Raw genomic sequence first — 17,558 nt, forward strand, 5'->3', positions numbered from 1 at the left:
AAACAAAGGCAAGGCCAGGCCGCCCTACCCGCCTCCGGCCTCTCCGAAAGCACGCTCCATCTGCCGCATCCGCCGCTGCTCCTGCGCGCGGTAGTAGCCTGCGGTCGTGCGCGGATCGGCCTGGCCCAGGTTGGCCTGGAGCACGTCGGGCGGCACCTCGGCCTCGGCGGCGCGCGTGGCGTGCGTATGCCGCAGCCAGTGCAGCGAGGCCTGCCGCACCCCTTCCCGCTCCTCATGGGACAGCGACGACGCCCGCAGCGCCGAGCGCACGAAGCGCTTGAACGCCGGCGCAAGCGTCGGGTAGCTCAGAAACCCGCGCTGCCGGCGCTCCTCGGCATCCGGCCGCTTCGCGCTCTGACCAGGCTCCCGCGCATCCATCCCTGGCAGTTCCGGCACGTCAAGGCGGGCGAGCAGCGGCGTGTTCGGATGCGCATGATCGAAGTCCAGCCCGCGCGCACTGAAATACGCCCGCGTGGCCCGCATCGCAGAAGTCGGCACCACCACGAAGCGATTGCGCGCGCCCTTCCCATGCACCCGTACCCAATACCCGCCGTCGCGCGCCCGGATGTCGGCCCTGCGTCCCAGAAGCAACTCCGCCGCGCGCAGGCCCGTGCCCTGCGCGAACTCCAGCAGCCAGCGCATGCGCGCGGCCGCCGCTGGCGGCAGCTGCGGCACGTGGTCGTGCAGCACCGTCCACGCCGCCGGCGTGAAGGCCCGAGAGGAATCCAGCGATTCGTCCGGGTCATCGGGCAGCCTCAAATTGACCAGATCCCAGGGATTGCGGCGCAGTTCGCCGGTGCGTGCGAGCCAGGCAAAAAAGGCGTTCACCACCGTCAGCGCGTAGCGCTGGCTCTTGATGCTGGGCTGGGACGCGAAGGGCGCCCAGCCCTCGCGGAAGCGCGCGGCATTGCGCCGGCTCATCCACTCCACGGGCACGGCGCGCAGGAATGCGATGTAGGCCGCGCAATCGTCCGGGCCGGCATCGGCCAGGGCCTTGCGCCGCTCCGACACCAGCCAGACGAGATACCGCTGCACCTCCCGGCGATAGGCGCGGCCGGTCTGTTCCGACTCGGTGCGGGCCGCGATCCACTGCTCGATCAGCTGGTGCGCGCCCTCGACCAGCCCGCGCGCCTCCTGCGATGCAGCCCAGGTCGGAGCCGGCGGCCAGCCCACAAGGGCGCCGACTTGCGCCGCGAGCTGGCCGGCCTTGACCGGGCCATAGCCCGGCAGGCCTCGCCACCAGCGGCCTCCCAGCACGATGGCGGCGCGCAACTCGCCCAGCAGGTGAAAGCCGGCGCGCTGCAAGCGTGCGGCCAGGTCTTCGGGAAACCAGGCCGAGACCGGATCGCCAATGGAAGGGGGTTCGACGGCGTAGGCTTCCAGCTGTTGCAGCAGTTCCATACGCGCGCGGCGCATCCGCTCGATCTGCTTGGTCTTGCGGTCGGCTCCGAGCGGGCCGTTCTCGGCTTCGTAGATCTCGCGCAGTTCTTCGTAGGAAAACCCGTCGTAGCCCTTGGACTCGGCCCATTCCTCGATGGAAACCGGCGCTGCAAGCGCCTGGGCCGGCAGCTGCGGCACGCGCAGCAGCCGCCAGCGCGGGCCGAGGCCCGCGCGCCGCGCGACGGCCGCGGCAATGTCCACGGCCGCGCGATGCACGGCGGCGGCCGATTCCTCCGAACAGTCCAGATAGCGCCGCGCCGATCTGGCCACCGGAAACCCTTCGGCCACGGAGCGCAGGTGCGCAAGAACGTCGCGCGTCAGACGCAGCGGGGCAGGGGAGCGCACCAGGGATTCAGACATCGTTTCTCCCCGAGAAATCATTCGTCAGCACGCCAGCGCTCCCAGACGGCCAGCACATCCGGCTTCACGCTCGCCAGAGGCACCGCATCGATGCGATCCACCAGCATCTGCGCCCACAGGCCGGCCATGACGTTGGCATCCGCGTGCATGCGCCGCTCCAGGCCCTCGGGTGGGTGGGCCTCCATGCAGCGTGCGAGGGCGTTATCGATGGCCCGGAAGCTCAAGCTGTTGTCCATGGATCGGTTCCATTTCTCCCCGAGAAATCAGGCGCAGCGCCGAAGGGCAGGGCGCTCCGGCCGGCCGCCGGCGCCTGTCGGCTCCAAAAAACTCTTGGCCGATCAACGGCTTAGGCGCATCCTATCCTAGGACACCCAAAAGTGCAATCAAAAACAATACATAGATAAGTACAGTTATCAATGTACTGTTTTAGCTCTTGCAATGTAGCTACACGATATATATACTATTGTCCTGAGCTGAACCGTCCGCTCACCGTGGCCTGGGTATCAGGCCTCAAGGAACTGCCATGCAAGACGTGACGCGCGCGCCGACAGCTGAAGAGCAAGCCGGCATGGACTGGTGGAATGCCCAGTCGGAGCAGTTGCGCAGCTACTGGCTCAAAGAGGTCGGCAGCACCACTGCCTCGGCGGCCGATGCTTGGGTGAAGTTCAAGACTGCGCGCGACTTGTCCGAAAAGCTGTATGGCCAGCGGCCATTGCGCATGCATAGCGGCCTTGAATTCGTGGGATTCGAGTTCTCCCTGGGCGTGTTCCCCGGCGATGACGGCTGGCTTGGCGTGCGGGTCGTTGCGGAGCCGCCGGCCACTGGGCACAAGGAAGGTGCCACGCTGGGAAGCGAGAGTACGTCGCGCTTGCGCTTTGGCGTCAATGCGCAGATCGGATCGACCACGCTGGAGTGGTTCGCGCAGGACGAACACGTGCCGCTCTACTGGGAAGGCTTCAAGCTGGTCCTGCAGCCGCACCAGTGCGAGCAGCTGCGCGCCTCGTTGCCGCGGCTGGGCCGCACGGCCGTGCTGGCACAAAGCCTGTCCACCGCCGTGAAACGCAGCATTGGCGAGGACGTGCCCACCTTGCACTACCTGGGCGGTTTCGTCGCGGACCTGGCCGCGCGCGTGGTGCTCGACGGCCAGACGGCCGCCGACGCCATCTCGGCGCAGCTTGCGGAACATTGGGCCGCGAAGGAGAAGGGCCTGCAGGCGGCGCTGCAAGGCCCGGAAGTCACAGCCTTGCTGGAAACGGCACGGTTCGCAGAAAAGCAAAGGAGCGCACCATGAACACTGATCCCATCAAGACCGCCCGTCTGTTCAGCAGCGGCGGAAGCCAGGCTGTGCGCCTGCCGGCCGAGTTTCGCTTCGAGGGCACTGAGGTTCTGATCCGACGCGACGCTCGCTCGGGTGACGTCGTGCTGTCCCCGGTCAAAGCCGCCAGTTGGGCGGCATTCGCGGCACTGCGCGAGCAGCTGGCCGAAGAACTGGCTGCGGAAGGCCTGGAGGACTATCTCAAGAACCGCCAGCAGCCGATGGATGGCCCACGCGACCCCTACGCGGACTGGATCGAACCGCACAAAACAGGTGAGGGCGCCGCGTGAGCGCGGTCTACATGCTGGACACCAATGCCAGCAGCGCTGCCATCCGCGGTGACACGGCGATCAATGAAAAGCTGCTCGCTCTGCCGCCGGATGCCTGGTGCATTTCGACGATCACGATGGCCGAGCACGTCTACGGGCTGGCCAAGAAGCCGCAGGCCGTGCGGCTGGCCCAGCTGGTTCACGCCTTCCTCAACCTGGCGAGCGTGCTCACGTGGGACCGCGAGGCCGCGGAGGTGCTGGGCCCGGTGCGTGCCGAATTGGAGCGCGTCGGCCGACCGATCGGCGCCTACGACACTCTGATCGCTGCGCATGCGCTGTCGCGCGGGCTGGTCCTCGTCACGGCAAACGTGGGCGAGTTTCAAAGGGTGGACGGCCTGCGTATCGAAAACTGGCAGGCACTGGAAAAGCACTGAAGGGAAAGAAGGGACGGCATGAGTGACCTGCTCGCACGCTTCCAAACGCAGACACGCCGCAAGGCCGATCCCGACCTGATCCGTCGCTGGGAATGGGACGCCAGATATCACGGCGACAAGAACATCAAGATCCAGGCGTCAAATGCGAAGCGCTCGGCCACGCAGATGCAGAAGATCAAGGAGCAGTTCAGCAACTTGAAGCCCGAGCACGAACTGGCGATCAATGCGGCCGCCAGTGCCCTGCGCGCCATGGCCGAGGAGCTGACGTTGCTGGCGGCATGGGCCAAGGACTACCAAGTGTTTTGCGCTGCTGCATGGAAGAAGGAAGAGGACGCCCGGCTGGAGGCGCTGGCACAAGAGCGCTGGGGCGATGACCAGCAGTCCCTTCAGTTCGAGATTGCCCTGATCGAAGAGCTGGCAACCAAGGACGGGCAGCATGCTTTTGCCAACTGGTGCCACTCGGTGGGCAAATACAAGCACTGCCAACTCGATCAGATCAGCTGCCATGTTGACCAGTTGAAGAGGGGGGAAACACCGCGAAAGCGGGCGGCCCTCACCGTTCAGCAGGGCATGGAGCGGCCATCACCGAACATGTGGAATGGCATGCACGGCCCGACCGTGATCGGCAGCTGGACGGATTACGAAGCCTACGTGGCCTATCGCAAAGAGGTTGCCAGGACATCCGCGCGCATTTTTCAGCACATCGGAAGGCATTCCTAAAAGGGCACGTTAAAGCGAACTGCCGAAAGCTGCCCAAAAATTTCTCCCCGAGAAATTCCAGGAAGCGTGATCAAGAATTGAGGGCTTGACAATTGTTAGTAACGTTACTAACATTGGCGACAGATGGATATTCCACTTGCCCAGGCCCGGGGATCAGGTTCAAGGAGACGACGGCCATGCACCTCAATCCCATCGACCTCGCACGCGATGACGCACTGTCCGAGCGCGGACTTCCGCCCATCGCCTATGCCGACAACCCGAAGGGCGTCTACGGCACGTCGCCGGTGATCGCCATCAAGCGCGGCGAGCACGGCTACTACCCGATCCACACGCGGCTGACGGCCGGCGAACTCAATGCCGCCGAAGGCGTCACATCCGCGCAGCGCGAAGCCATGCTGACCGGCTCCATGTTCGGCTGGCACCTGCAGGGAGCCGACCCGAAATTCCACGAGCAGCTGATGACGCGAAAGCATCACCAGCAGGGGAGAGCGCGATGCACCCCTGGTTCGTGACCTACACCACCGGCCCGCTGGATGTGCGCAAAACCTTCGAGGTGGACGCGGACACCAAGGCCAACGCGATCGCCCTCGGCGACACCCTGGCCGCCGCCTGGCTTCGGCTGCACGGCGTGATGCCGGGCGATCTGCGCGGCGACCCGGCCGACAGCAGCGACAGCGCGCCGGCCCGTTTGACCTACTGCCAGCCGGCGCCGCCGGCGTGGGTGGGCATCTTCGGCCGCCGCGACGGCGACGGCCACCACACCCGCGTGACCACGGCGCCGATGGTCTCGGCCATCCTCGACCACCACGGGGCGGTGTCGGCGCCGTGGAACGCCACCGAGGATCTGCCCTGGAGGATCGACCTGCGCAGCCATTCACCGAGCGGCCTGGAATGGGGGTACATGGGCTCGGGCCCGGCGCAGTTGGCCATCGCCGCATGCGCCTTCGCGCTCGGCGACGAACGCGCCGAAACGCTCTACCAGACCGTCAAGGATCGTCTCTTTGCCGGCATCCAGACCCCCGAATGGGTGGTGACTGTCGGGCGGCTGCGCGAGCTGGCCGATGAGATCGAGCAGGATGCCCGGGAGCACGAGAAAGGGGTGAACCATGAATGAACGCCTGCCGCCCCGGTTCGTGACCCTGCGCATCAGCGCGACCATCGCCAATGAGTACTCCAGCCGCTGTCCCGACTGGCTGTCCGGGGAACTGGACGAGGGCCGCATGCGCGTGCCGCTGGATCTGGCGCAGCAGATCATGATGGACGCCGAATACAACAGCGACCGCAAGGCGCAGGACGTGGGCGAGTACGGTATGCCGCTGGCCGTCTTCAATGCCTACCGGGCACTGGCCAGGCAGGCGCGCGCCGCCATCGCTGCCGCCGAGCAAAGCGGCGCCGCGTGAGGGCCGCACGCGGACGGCGCAGCGCACTTCATTGAAAGGAAGGACCATGGGACAACCGATCACGACCGTTACCGCCCGGGAGTTCGTGCACAACGTGAGCGCGGCCAAGCGCGTGGCGAGCGAGGGCGGCACGGTCATCATCACCGACCGCGGCGAACCCGCTCTGGCACTCATCCCGATCGCCGAGTACCGGCGCCTGACGAAAACCGACAGGAACCCGGTCGAGCTGCTGCGCCAGGACGAGTTCGATGATTTCGACATTCAGCCGATCCGCATCGACGCCAGGGAGCTGGACGTATGACGACCGCACCGACCACCGGGCCGGGCACCATCGACGGTCAGGAACAGCCATGCTGATTCTGGACACCAACGTCCTGTCCGAGGTTCGCAAGAGCACCTGCCACCCCAGCGTGCAGGCCTGGATGGCCGAGCAGGCCATGGATCAGCTGTACATCACGTCCATCACGGTGCTGGAAATCCAGCGCGGCATCAGCCAGCTGGCACTGCGCGGGGAGGAAGCGCAGGCGACGGTGCTGGCGCGCTGGCTCGATGACATGGTGCTGCCGGCATTCAGCAACCGCATCCTGCCCATGGACCACGTGATGGCCAGGCGCGCAGCGAAACTGACGTGGGCGGACAGCCGGGACTACCGCGATTCGCTGATGGCCGCCGCCGGCCTGGTCCACGGCGCGGCGCTGGTCACGCGCAACGTCAAGCACTTCGAGGTCTCGGGGGTGCTGCTGATCAACCCTTGGGACTATCTCGCCGAGAAGTCGAGAGTCCCCCGCACGTGAAAGGATCGCCATGCAAAGCCTTGGCATCAACAGCGAGAGCATCGACTATGAAGTGGCTCTCGAAAACCTCGGCCAGCGCCTACAGCCCTTCATCATGGCCCTGCAGCACGAACGCGAGAAGGCCCAGCCCTCGGCCGCGCTGATCGCCTACTGCGAGGCCCAAATGGCCGCCATCTCCGATCTGCAAGAGGATCTGAGGGTCAACGACCATGAGACCATCGCGCGCATCCTGAATCCTCAAGACAGCGTTTTCGGCCCTCGCACCGCGCAGGAACCCGCGCATCCATGACCGGGGACGGGTACAAGCCGCTCACCGACGAGTCGGTGGCGGCCATCACCAGCAGCTACTTCGCGCAGCGTGCGGCGCGGTCCTCGGCACAGGATCAACCCCGTGCCGTGCTGGTGGGTGGCCAGCCCGGCGCAGGCAAAAGCGCGGGGGGCGAGCTGGTGCGCGACGAACTCAGGGCGCAGGGCGGCTTCATCCACGTGGATGCGGATCGCATGCGTGAACGCATCCCCCTCGGCACCGCGAGGCCGCCATCCAGCGAAACCCAGGCCGACGCCGGCCGGCTTGCGAACGCCCTGCGGCTCATGGCGATCGAGGCACGGCGCCACATCGTGGAGGAGGGCACCTTCCGCAACCCGCAGTCGGTCCAGCGCTTCGTAGACCGCCTGCAGGAGCAGGGCTACAAGGTGGAGCTGGTGGTCGTGGCCACCAGCAGGGAAGAAAGCCTTCTCGGCATCTATCAGCGCCACGAACGCCAGCACCAGGCGGGCAACCCGAACCCGCGCTTCGTCACGGAGGACTACCACGATGCGGCGATGCAGGGGTTCGATGCCACGGTGAGCCAGGTGGCCCATCAGCTGGATCGGCTGCGCATCATCAACCGCGGCGGCCAGCTGCTCTACGACAGCCAGCGTCAACCGCGCGACGACGCAGCCCTGGCCCTGCAGGCGGCCCGGGAGATACCTGCCGCCCGGCGGGCCATGCTGGCCGATGGCTGGGCGGCCGTGGCCGCCGCCGCGCGCGAACGCGGCGCAAGCCCGCAATACCTTCACGCCATCGGCGGACACGCCAGGCGGGTCGCCGCGAGTGCGCAGCTGCAAGGCGACAAGGGTGCCCGGACCTCGCCATATGCGCGCGGAAAAGAGCAGGCACTGTCCCGAGGCAGCGGCCCGGCCGGGCCGTCCACCGGCCTATCCGCCGCGCCGCAGGCGGCCAAGCCTCCCGTGCGCAGCCGCTGAAAAACTCACGCGGCCAGGCGGTGTTCGTAGTACGGCCGCGCCTTGTCATCGAGCAGCGCGTCCAGGGCATCCAGCGAGCGCCCCTGCGGCGTCAGCCAGGCGGCGACGTTCTCGGGCCGCAGCTGCACGATGCAGCGGTCATGCCCGGCCGCGGCCACCTCGGGCGGCGGCTCGTCCGTCACGGCCGCGAACGACCACAGGTCGGGCTCATCGGAGCCCGCCGGCGGCGTCCAGTGCGAATATAGGCAGGCGATGTACATAGCCTGCGGCGGCCTGGGCTCGAACCGCAGCACGATGTTCTCGGGCGCCTCGCCAGGGCGCAGCGCGCGGGCCTCGGCCGCATGCCGCGCCACGTTCTCGTAGAAGGTCGTCACGATCATGAGCGCATGCGTCTGCCCGAACTGCTGCTTCCAGAAGCCGCGCAGGTTGTCCCGGCGCGCGTTGTACGTCCCGGGGTACTTCCGGTCGTAGAGGGCCGCCTTGCCGGCCGGCCGGCACCCGTAGCGCATGGGCCGGATCACCGGCTCGCCGTCCTCGATCACCAGCACCGGCGCCCACCAGCCGGGAAAAATCCGCGCCTCGCCTTCGCCCGGTTCGGTCCGCTTGAGCCGCGCCAGGCGCGCCAGGGCCTGGTCGATCTTGCTGGTGGCGATGCGCTGGTCTTCCTGGGCCTTCTTCGTCGCCTTGGCCTGCAAGGCGCGCTCGGCGTCGGCCAGGCGCTTGCGCTGCTTGAACAGATCCTGCTCCAGCGCGGCCACCTGGCCGGCGTCGAACTCGGCGATCAGCGCGTGGATCTCGCGCTCCTCGGGCGTGCGCGGGTGCGCGAACAGCGCATCCATCACCCCGGGGGTACGCATGGGCGGCCTGGGCTGCTGCTTGCGCCGCCAGTACAACTCGAAGAACGCCTTGAGCGCCAGGCGCGACTTCGGAAACAAGCGGCGGAACGCGGCGTAGTCGGCGCGGACCTCGGCGGAGTAGCACATGGCAGCTGCGCCGCTCAGCCGAGGGCGTCTTGGTCCACGTCGCCAAAGACGGATGCCTGGCTCATGTCGTTGGGTTCGTGCTCGCCTTCGGCTTGAGGCGCCACGCGGTAGCGCAGGCTCGTGGCGGTGGCGTTGTCCGGCAGCTGCGGCCGGAGCCAGCCGGGCACCTTCCCCTGTGCTGACAGATGGCAGGTCAACGGCACGCGCCCCCCGTCATGCCACTGGACCCGGAAGACCTCGCCGCCGAAGCCGGTTCCGACCCCGAAGTCATGGGCAACGAAATGGTGGCCGCCTACGACGACGCGCCTGTCCCCCTGTCCGGTGGCCAGTTGCTCCCAGTACGCGCGATGCTGGGCAGCCGCATCGGCCTCCATCTTCTCGATCTCGCCAGGCGGGAAGGCGTCGCCTCCCTGGTAGGCAACCACTGACGTCCAGCCGGCGTCGATGTCGGCCTGCGACAAGTGGAGTTGGAGGGGGCCGAGCGTGAACACATGCCGCGTGGCCAGCGTGTTCGTGTTCAGCTGGATTTCCACGGTCATTGGCGATTGATCCGTTGAAGCTCGCATGAATGCTCCTGTCGATGGGGAAACCGAGACATGAGACGATCCTTTCGCTGCAAAACCTGACAGCAGTCTAGGGGAGGGCGGCGAGCGGGCCTGGGTCGCGCATTTATACTGTATGGATGCAAGGGGTATCCACTTAGCTCCAGCGTCACCCCTGATGCTGTGTTTTTATCCAGCAATGGTATCTGACTCCCGCTCGTCTGTCTTCTTGCTCACCACATCCGCATAAGTCACCGGCGGCGTGACCACCGCTTGCTGCAGCAAGCGATAAAACAGCATCCCCCGCGAGTTCGAGGTTCGCCGGTTAAAGCGGAACACGAATTCATCGAGATAGGCGTCCAGGTGCTCGGGCTGCACGGACCCGTGATGCGTCCCCAGCACCCAGCGCTGCACCAACGAGGCCACCCGATGCACTCCCGCCATCGACACATGGGCTGGCACACCTGAACCCAGCATGACGGTGCGCTGGTGGGTGTATCCCAGCTCTTCCAGCGCGCGGTAGGCTGCTGAGCCGTCCGTGCGTACATGGGCCCCGGGCTCGACCACCTCCTGAACAAGGGGTGGTCGTACTTTTCGTGCAGATTGGTGCGCTTTCGCCTGAAGCCCAACATCCATGCGGGTTCCCGCGGGTCGCCACCCCCGCAAGCTGATCACTCAGTTGGGTTGACGGAAGCCGCGGCGGTACATTGACCGCCCACCTGCCGCTGCCCAACCCCATGCCCGCCTTCGCCCTGCGCTTCGTCGGCCAAGAGGCCTTGCCGCCTCGCCTGAGTGAGTTTGATCGGGAGCAGTTCTTTTCGCTCACGTCGGCGGACGTGGCGGCCCTCCGGGAGCAGTTCCGCAGCGACCGCCGCCTGCCCGCCGCGCTGATGCTCATGTTCATGCGCGTGGCCGGCCGACCGCTCGACGGTTTCAACGTGCTGCCCCGAAACCTCCTCCGGCACACCGCCCAGGTCCTGGCCGTGTCGCCGCCGTCCATCGCCAGCCTGCGGTCGATCTACAAGCGCCGGCAGACCCTCTTCAAGCACCAGCTCTGGGCCAAGACCTATCTCGGCCTGCGCGAACTTGCAATCGACGACGAAGTCGCGCTGACCGCGGCCCTGCTGGCCCAAGCAGCCGACGCCTCCCACGCCGATGACCTGGTCCAGTCGGCCAGCCACTGGCTGTTCACGCGGCGCATCCTGATCCCAGGAGCGCGCCGCCTGCAGGACTGGGCCCGAGATGCATTCGCCGCGGTGGAGGCGCAGATCCTCAGCGCGGTGAATGCCGCCGTACCACCGGCAGCGGCGCAGAAGGTTGTCGACGCCGCATACAGCACGCGGCCGGGCACCGACACGACGTGCCTGGAGTGGCTCAAGACGCCGTCCAAGCGTCACGGCCCGAGCACCCTTGCGGAGACCATCGACAAGGTCCGCTACCTGAAAGAGCTCGGTGCCCACGACTGGAACCTGAATGCCGTGTCGCTGGCAAAGCAGCAGGCCTATGCCCGTCAGGTCCAGGCCAGGCGCCCCGTGAAGACGCGGGAGATCAAGCCATCGCGCCAGCTGATCGAGTTGGTGTGCTTCCTGCGGGTGACGCTGCTCGAACTCACCGATGTCGCCCTCTTGCAAACCAGCCGGCGCAGCCAGCAACTGTTCCGCGAGGCGGCGGACAAGGCGCAATCAAACCGTATCCGGGGCACGACAGGCCTGATCCAGCAGGCGGCCAAGGCGCGATCCGTCCTGTACGACGAAACGAAGACCTGGCAGGCGAGAGTCCTGGAAGCCAGAGAACTGCTCGCCGAGCTCGGCGAAGCCGCCAGCGGCAGCTTCGTGTCCTTGGTTCGCAAGGCCTTGGCGGAAGACAGCCAGCGCGTGCGCGCTTGCCTGGGAGCGCTGAAAGATCTGGACCTCGGTGGCCGCCCCGGCGATCCGGGCTTCGAACAGTGGAAGTCCTGGACGGATCTGCAGCGCAAGGGTGTGACCGAGCTGAAGGAGGGCGTACCGCTGCCAGATGTTGGCACAGCCTGGCACGGCCTGGTCCGCGATCTGGACCCCCGCTCAGGGTTTCGGGCGTTTGAGGCCTGCACGATGATGTCGCTGCGCAAGAGCCTTCGCCGAGGCAGTGTCTGGCTGGACCACTCGCTGAGTTTTCGGGAGCGAGACCAGATGCTCATCCCGCCGGCGGATTGGGTCTTGCAACGGGACGAGCAGGTTGAGTTGCTGGGCATGCCCAAGTCGGCGGCCGAATTCCTGGAGCCCCTGCTGGCCAACTTGATGGCCGCTATGTCTGCGGTGGCAGAGGCCCAGCGGCGCGGCAAGGTCGAGATCGGCGCCGACGGCATGCTCCACCTGCCTGCGATCACGGCACTGCCGGATCAAGGCGAGCCGGTGCGCACACGCGAGACCATCTACAACTTGATTGGCAGCGTACAGTTTCCGGACATGCTGTTGGAGGTGGATGCCGCCACCGGGTACAGCGAAGCGCTGCTCGGCCACCGCGCGCAGTCCACCGGCGAACTCGTGGCCCTGTACGGCGCGTTGCTGGCGCACGGTACCGATGCGGACGCCAAGGGCGTGGCGTCGATGATCCCTGGTCTGGAGCCCACACAAGTCACTGTGGCCATGCGCGCCTTGGAAGGAAGTGGCCGCCTGCGCCGCGCCAACGAGCGCGTGGCCGAGTTCCAGAGCCGGATCCCCATCGCGGCACTGTGGGGCAACGGGGACAAGGCATCAGCCGACATGATGTCGCTGGACGTTTCGCGCCACCTGTGGAACGCCCGTGTGGACCCACGCCGGCGCACCTACGCCGCAGGCCTCTACACCCATGTGCGCGACCGCTGGGGCATCGTCTACGACCAACCCATCGTGCTCAACGAACGACAGGCCGGCGTCGCCATCGAGGGCATCGAGCAGCACAACAGCGCGGCGGATCGGATTCGGATCTCGCTGCTGGCGGTCGACACGCACGGCTACACGAATCCGGCGATGGCCATCTCCAAGCTGCTGGGATTTGACTTGTGCCCCCGCCTGCGGGACCTGGCCGAACGAAAGCTCTACCTGCCTCGTGGATTCACCGTGCCCGATGGCTTGGAAGTCGTCACCGTTCGGCGCGTGTCTTTGGCCGCCATCGAGCGCGGTTGGGATGAATTGCTTCGCCTGGCGGCGTCAATCCGCTCGGGACGTGTCTCCGCCACGCTGGCATTGCAGCGCTTCGGGTCGGCTGCCCAGGGGGATCCACTGCACCGGGCGGCGGAGCACCTGGGCCGGCTGCTGCGAACGGTGTTCCTGTGCGACTACATCGCCATCGAGGACTTCCGCCGCGAGATCCATACCTTGCTGAACCGTGGCGAGTCGGTGCATCAGCTGCAGCGCGCCGTGTACTCAGGCAAGGTGGCGCCCGAACGCGGCCGGCGGCGGGACGAGATGAAGGCGATCTCCGGCTCACACGCCCTGCTGACGAACATCGTGCTGGCCTGGAACACTGCCCGTATGCACGAGGTGGTCGAGAGGCTCAAGCGAGACGGGATCCCAGTCGAGGACTACTGGCTGCGCCGCATCGGCCCGGCGCACTTCTCGCACATCAATTTCCGCGGCACGATGAGATTCGGCATCGAGAAGTTCGCGGCGGCGCTGATCCAACGCGTGCCGGGCCAGGCAACTCGGTCTGCTTCGTGACGGGACCCGCTCCCGCACACGCAGAACTGGAAGAAGGTCAGCCGGCGGAGTTGACAACGGTTGTCAAACCGCCCAAGATGCCCACATGAGCCGACAAACCATGAGTTTCGGGGTCTCCTCGTTTTCAGTGCAATAAGTGACGGTACGCAAAGCTAGCACTGGCGCGGGGGTGGTCTGGGTAGACCGTTGATTTCATTGACTTTCCTGTTCGCTTTGTAAACGGGTATGGTGGCCTCCCACTTTTGAGGTTCACGATGCAGGGTTGGCACACAACGTTTTTGGGGATGCGTGGGCTCCCCCGCGATATCAGCGACTTCGAGATGAAGGCATTTTTCACCTTCGATGGTGCCGAGCGCGACGCAATCAATGCACGCCGAGGTGATTCCCACAAGCTTGGTCTGGCGCTCCATATTGGTTTCCTGCGCATGAGTGGGCGTTTGCTCGGTGCCTTTCGGGTAATTCCAGTACTCGTGCGGGCGCGTCAATGGCTGTACAAGAACAAGCTGGTGATCGTGCACGAGCGGGCAATTCGGACACTGATTGCGGCGGCACTTGCCCAGCTTGAAGTTGAAACAGGCACCGCCATCGCCGCCAGCGTTGATCCAGCAACACTTGATCGCTGGCGAGCCTCAGTTTCAGAGCTGCGCCCAGATGGACAAACCCAGCAGAGTTGGCTATGGGCTGCACCGGCGAAACACTCAACCCGCCAAATCAGCGAGGTACTGGAGCGCATCGACCTGCTTTACACGCTGGACGTTCATAAGCACCTGGCAGACATCCCCGATCTCATCTTGCGCCGCTACGCGCGCCGACTTGTCTCCAGGCCGCCCTCAGCCGGAGCCAAGATCAAAGAGCCAGCGCGCACCGTGGAGGTCGCATGCTTTCTTCGGTATTGCCTGTTCACCACCACAGACCAGTTGATCCTTATGGTGCAGCGCCGGATCGCCGATCTGTGGCGTCAGGCTGCCGCCGATGTCCCCGCTACCGTCAATTGGGCCGCAATGTACAAAACGCTGCTCGGCGAACTTGTTGCCTTGAGCGCGCAAGGTGCGGTGCCAGATGCTGAGTTGCGTGCCCGTCTTGAAGCCTTGATCACCGAAACCCAGAAACGCAAACCACCGAGCAGGGCCTCCCTGGTCCGCGAGGGATTGATTGATGGAATTCGCCCCGTGCGGTCGTTGCTCGTCGCCATTGCAAAGCTGCCCTGGCAGGCCACCGGCGAGCATCCTGCCATCGAGTACCTTGCCAAGCTGCAAGCTTTATATCTCAAAGGATCCAGAAAGCTGCCAGTTGAAGTGGTGGCACCAAGTCTGGGAATGATCTGGCAGGTTTCGATCTCCAGCCCAGACCGGGAACGGGCGTTTCAGGCGTTGGAGGTGGCCACCCTGTTTGCCCTGCGCCGCGCGGTGCGCAATGGCTCGGTCTGGATTGAGCACAGCCTGAGCTTTCGGGGTCGTGCGCGCTTGTTCTTCACGGACGAGCGTTGGCAGGCAGAGTCCAAGAAACACTATGCCCGTCTATCGTTACCCAGCAAGGCTGCCACTTTCTTGAAGCCTTTGCTGGCCAGAGTAACTGCCGGTGTCGATGCGGTGGCCGCTGCAGCCCGCAGTGGCGTACTGCGCGTGGATGATGAACTCCATTTGTCGCCATTGCCCGCAGAGGACGAAGACCCAGAAGTGACCAAGCTGCGCGCGGCTTTGGATCACCGCATCGGTGAGGTTCAATTGCCGGAAGTGATTCTGGCCGTTGACGCCCAGGTGCGCTTTAGCTGGATCATGCTCGGACGTGAGCCGCGCTCTACCGACGAGCTGCTGATGGTCTATGCCGGCATCATGGCCCACGGCACCAGTCTGACTGCGGTCGAATGCGCGCGCATGATTCCGCAATTGTCTGCCACCAGCATTCGCCAGGCCATGCGCTGGGCGCGGGACGAACGGCGTCTGAGCCAGGCCTGCCAGGCTGTGCTGGAATTCATGCAGCGACACCCGATTGCCGCCACCTGGGGGCGGTCCGATTTGGCATCTTCTGACATGATGAGCATGGAGACCACCAAACGGGTGTGGCAAGCCCGGCTTGATCCTCGGCGCAACACACCTTCCATTGGAATCTACTCCCATGTAAAAGACCGGTGGGGCATCTTCCATGCGCAGCCCTTTGTGCTCAATGAGCGCCAGGCGGGCGTGGCCATTGAAGGTGTCATCCGCCAAGAAAAGCTGGAGACCAGCCAGCTTGCTGTGGATACCCATGGCTACACCGACTTTGCCATGTCACATGCCCGTTTGCTTGGTTTTGATCTTTGCCCGCGGTTGAAGGAACTCAAACAGCGCCACCTCTTTGTGCCACGCGGCACCAAAGTGCCCGCAGAAATCGCTGCGGTGTGCGAAGCCAATGTCGACGTCGCTTTGATCGAAAAGCATTGGGATAGTCTGGTGCACCTGGCAGCCTCGGTCATGAGCGGACATGCCAGTGCGGTGGCAGCTCTTGCGCGGTTCGGTTCTGCCGCCCAGGGCGATCCAATCTATGAGGCTGGCGTGCAATTGGGGCGGTTGCTGCGTACGGCGTTTTTGGCTGACTACTTTGTCAAGGACGCTTTCAGGAACGAGTTGCGCCGGGTGCTCAATCGGGGCGAGGCTGTTAACGCCCTCAAGCGCGCCATTTATACCGGCCGGATCAGCCCGGCGCAGGCCAAACGTGTCGATGAAATGCAGGCTGTGGCCGATGCGTTGAGCCTGATGGCCAACATCGTGATGGCGTGGAATACCTCACAGATGCAGGCGGTCCTGGATCGCTGGTCGAACCGCCGCCAGGTCATTCCACCGGAACTGATCGGGAAGATTGCGCCCACCAGGCTGGAGAGCATCAACTTGCGGGGTGTGTTTCGCTTCCCGGTTGACCGCTATGCTGACCAAATCCTGCCTTCGCGGCCAAATGCATCGATAACTGGCACCAATGGATGAAACCGACCACGGTTTGACGCCACGAATCGCAGATTTGAAAGTGAACAGGAAAGTCAATGAAATCAACGATCTACCAACACCACCTCCGCGCCAGTGCTAGCTTTTCGTACCGTCACTTATTGCACTGAAAACGAGGAGACCCCGAATATGAGCAAATCCGGTCAAGATGAACCGTGGGGCATGCGCCGCCAAGACCCCTGGACTTTCGAGTTTGACAAGATGAAGGCCCGCGTGGCCGCCGTGCGGATCCGCACCCAGGCGTTCACGGAGGAATTGCCGGTGCATCAGCATCCGCAGGGGCAGCTGGCAATGGTGTTGCGCGGCACGGTGACGTGTGAAGTGCCGGGTGCGCTGTGGATGGCGCCGCTGCACGGCGGCTTCTGGATTCCCGGAGGCGTGCCCCACAGCCTCCGTGTCTCGGCGGACGGGAATGTCTGCTTTCTTTTTGTGGAAGACGCCGCCGCAGCCATGCCGAAGACCTGCTGTGCGTTGAGCATCAGCCCCTTGCTGCGCGAGCTCATTCTTCACCTGGCCGCCTTGCCAGAAGGCGCGCAGCGCGAGCCGCAGGCGCTGCGGCTGCATGCCGTGCTGCTGGACCAACTGGTGCGCATGCCAACCGAGGCCATGCACCTTCCGGTGTCGGACGAGCCGCGCCTGCGCCGCCTGATCGATGCGCTGATGCGCGATCCGGCGGACCGCACCACCGCAGCGCAGTGGGCCTCGCGCCTGGCCATGAGCGAGCGGACCCTGACCCGCCTCGTGCAGCTCGAAATGGGCATGTCCTTCGGCCGCTGGAGCCAGCGCCTGCGCCTGATCGTGGCGCTGCAGTCGTTGACGTCCGGCCTCCCGGTGCAGCAGGTGGCCCATGACCTGGGCTATGACTCGGTGAGTGCCTTCATCGCCATGTTCAGGAAAGCCATGGGCCAGCCGCCCGCGCGTTATCTTGCGCGGCGCCGCTAGAACCTGCGTGCGTATCGGATCTGGACGAAATTCTCGCCGGGGTTCGGGTGCTTGATGCCCGCATTCGAAAAATGCTCGAGGCGCAACGCGATCTCGTGCTGGCGTTGCGCACCGAAGTTGCGGCCGACCGCCAGGTGGGTGCCGAAGTTGAAGCTCGTCGAAAAGCTCTTCTGCCGGGTCCTGTAGACCGACGAGGTGGCAGTCACCCCCAGCCCGGTTTCAAAAAACCACGGCGACGCCCCATCCGCGGGGCGATAGCGCAACACTGGAATCAACGCGAGCTGCGACAGGTGCGAAAGCCCCACCCGGTCCATCGAGGGGTCTCCTCGTTTTCAGTGCAATAAGTGACGGTACGCAAAGCTAGCACTGGCGCGGGGGTGGTCTGGGTAGACCGTTGATTTCATTGACTTTCCTGTTCGCTTTGTAAACGGGTATGGTGGCCTCCCACTTTTGAGGTTCACG

At 65.1% G+C, this 17,558-nt stretch carries 19 protein-coding genes and 1 pseudogene; 14 read left to right on the forward strand and 6 right to left on the reverse strand.

From position 1 onward, the window contains the following. Positions 1-24 precede the first annotated feature (24 nt). Positions 25-1,800, reverse strand: a complete 1,776-nt coding sequence (locus tag I3K84_RS22060; RefSeq protein ID WP_196996236.1) for a tyrosine-type recombinase/integrase — start codon at positions 1,798-1,800, stop codon at positions 25-27. A gap of 17 nt (positions 1,801-1,817) precedes the next feature. Next, a complete protein-coding gene (locus I3K84_RS22065; protein WP_196996237.1) occupies positions 1,818-2,036 on the reverse strand; it encodes a DUF3717 domain-containing protein in 219 nt (72 codons plus the stop codon). A gap of 287 nt (positions 2,037-2,323) precedes the next feature. On the opposite strand from I3K84_RS22065, the gene I3K84_RS22070 reads away from it, so the two are divergent. The 11 genes from I3K84_RS22070 to I3K84_RS22120 all read left to right on the forward strand — a co-directional run bounded on the left by I3K84_RS22070 (position 2,324) and on the right by I3K84_RS22120 (position 7,977). After that, entirely contained in the window at positions 2,324-3,091 is a 768-nt protein-coding gene (locus I3K84_RS22070) for a hypothetical protein (RefSeq protein WP_196996238.1), read from the forward strand. Beyond that, a complete protein-coding gene (locus I3K84_RS22075; protein ID WP_196996239.1) occupies positions 3,088-3,405 on the forward strand; it encodes an antitoxin in 318 nt (105 codons plus the stop codon). The genes I3K84_RS22070 and I3K84_RS22075 overlap by 4 nt, the downstream gene beginning before the upstream one ends. Beyond that, positions 3,402-3,818 (forward strand): PIN domain-containing protein, encoded by a 417-nt coding sequence (locus I3K84_RS22080; protein WP_231403511.1) that lies wholly within the window; start codon positions 3,402-3,404, stop codon positions 3,816-3,818. Before I3K84_RS22075 ends, I3K84_RS22080 begins: the two co-directional genes overlap by 4 nt. Positions 3,819-3,836: 18 nt before the next feature. Continuing rightward, positions 3,837-4,538, forward strand: coding sequence for a hypothetical protein (locus tag I3K84_RS22085; protein WP_196996240.1), 702 nt, complete (start codon positions 3,837-3,839; stop codon positions 4,536-4,538). A 176-nt stretch (positions 4,539-4,714) separates the two neighbouring features. Beyond that, positions 4,715-5,050: a hypothetical protein gene (locus tag I3K84_RS22090; RefSeq protein ID WP_196996241.1), complete on the forward strand. Its 336-nt coding sequence runs from the start codon at positions 4,715-4,717 to the stop codon at positions 5,048-5,050. Continuing rightward, positions 5,032-5,652, forward strand: coding sequence for a DUF6166 domain-containing protein (locus I3K84_RS22095; protein WP_196996287.1), 621 nt, complete (start codon positions 5,032-5,034; stop codon positions 5,650-5,652). The genes I3K84_RS22090 and I3K84_RS22095 overlap by 19 nt, the downstream gene beginning before the upstream one ends. Beyond that, the gene (locus I3K84_RS22100; protein WP_196996242.1) at positions 5,645-5,938 is read left to right on the forward strand and encodes a hypothetical protein; all 294 of its coding nucleotides are present in this window, start codon (positions 5,645-5,647) and stop codon (positions 5,936-5,938) included. Before I3K84_RS22095 ends, I3K84_RS22100 begins: the two co-directional genes overlap by 8 nt. Before the next feature lie 46 nt (positions 5,939-5,984). Further along, positions 5,985-6,239: a type II toxin-antitoxin system Phd/YefM family antitoxin gene (locus tag I3K84_RS22105; RefSeq protein ID WP_231403512.1), complete on the forward strand. Its 255-nt coding sequence runs from the start codon at positions 5,985-5,987 to the stop codon at positions 6,237-6,239. A gap of 49 nt (positions 6,240-6,288) precedes the next feature. Then, positions 6,289-6,732, forward strand: coding sequence for a type II toxin-antitoxin system VapC family toxin (locus I3K84_RS22110; RefSeq protein WP_231403513.1), 444 nt, complete (start codon positions 6,289-6,291; stop codon positions 6,730-6,732). A 10-nt stretch (positions 6,733-6,742) separates the two neighbouring features. Then, complete coding sequence (locus tag I3K84_RS22115; protein ID WP_196996243.1) at positions 6,743-7,021, forward strand: antitoxin; 279 nt, start codon at positions 6,743-6,745, stop codon at positions 7,019-7,021. Further along, positions 7,018-7,977, forward strand: a complete 960-nt coding sequence (locus I3K84_RS22120; RefSeq protein ID WP_196996244.1) for a zeta toxin family protein — start codon at positions 7,018-7,020, stop codon at positions 7,975-7,977. The genes I3K84_RS22115 and I3K84_RS22120 overlap by 4 nt, the downstream gene beginning before the upstream one ends. A 5-nt stretch (positions 7,978-7,982) precedes the next feature. Here the strand turns inward: I3K84_RS22120 and I3K84_RS22125 are convergent, their stop codons facing one another. From I3K84_RS22125 to I3K84_RS22135, 3 genes and pseudogenes are all read right to left on the reverse strand, one after another. After that, on the reverse strand, positions 7,983-8,960 hold the full coding sequence (locus I3K84_RS22125; RefSeq protein WP_196996245.1) for an SOS response-associated peptidase family protein: 978 nt from the start codon (positions 8,958-8,960) through the stop codon (positions 7,983-7,985). Between the two features lie 14 nt (positions 8,961-8,974). Then, positions 8,975-9,499, reverse strand: a complete 525-nt coding sequence (locus I3K84_RS22130) for a hypothetical protein (RefSeq protein ID WP_196996246.1) — start codon at positions 9,497-9,499, stop codon at positions 8,975-8,977. A gap of 192 nt (positions 9,500-9,691) precedes the next feature. Then, positions 9,692-10,084, reverse strand: a pseudogene (locus tag I3K84_RS22135) (IS1595 family transposase); the annotation flags it as partial. A 155-nt stretch (positions 10,085-10,239) separates the two neighbouring features. On the opposite strand from I3K84_RS22135, the gene I3K84_RS22140 reads away from it, so the two are divergent. From I3K84_RS22140 to I3K84_RS22150, 3 genes are all read left to right on the forward strand, one after another. Further along, positions 10,240-13,179 carry a Tn3 family transposase gene (locus I3K84_RS22140; protein ID WP_041836223.1) on the forward strand — a complete coding sequence of 980 codons (2,940 nt, stop codon included), beginning with the start codon at positions 10,240-10,242 and terminating at the stop codon, positions 13,177-13,179. A 254-nt stretch (positions 13,180-13,433) separates the two neighbouring features. Beyond that, the gene (locus tag I3K84_RS22145; RefSeq protein WP_196996221.1) at positions 13,434-16,136 is read left to right on the forward strand and encodes a Tn3 family transposase; all 2,703 of its coding nucleotides are present in this window, start codon (positions 13,434-13,436) and stop codon (positions 16,134-16,136) included. Between the two features lie 147 nt (positions 16,137-16,283). Then, a complete protein-coding gene (locus I3K84_RS22150; protein ID WP_196996247.1) occupies positions 16,284-17,096 on the forward strand; it encodes a helix-turn-helix domain-containing protein in 813 nt (270 codons plus the stop codon). Here the strand turns inward: I3K84_RS22150 and I3K84_RS22155 are convergent. After that, positions 17,093-17,410, reverse strand: coding sequence for an acyloxyacyl hydrolase (locus I3K84_RS22155; RefSeq protein ID WP_231403514.1), 318 nt, complete (start codon positions 17,408-17,410; stop codon positions 17,093-17,095). The genes I3K84_RS22150 and I3K84_RS22155 overlap by 4 nt on opposite strands. Positions 17,411-17,558: the final 148 nt, after the last annotated feature.

Source organism: Diaphorobacter sp. JS3051, from assembly GCF_015832135.1.
Lineage (GTDB): Bacteria > Pseudomonadota > Gammaproteobacteria > Burkholderiales > Burkholderiaceae_C > Diaphorobacter > Diaphorobacter nitroreducens.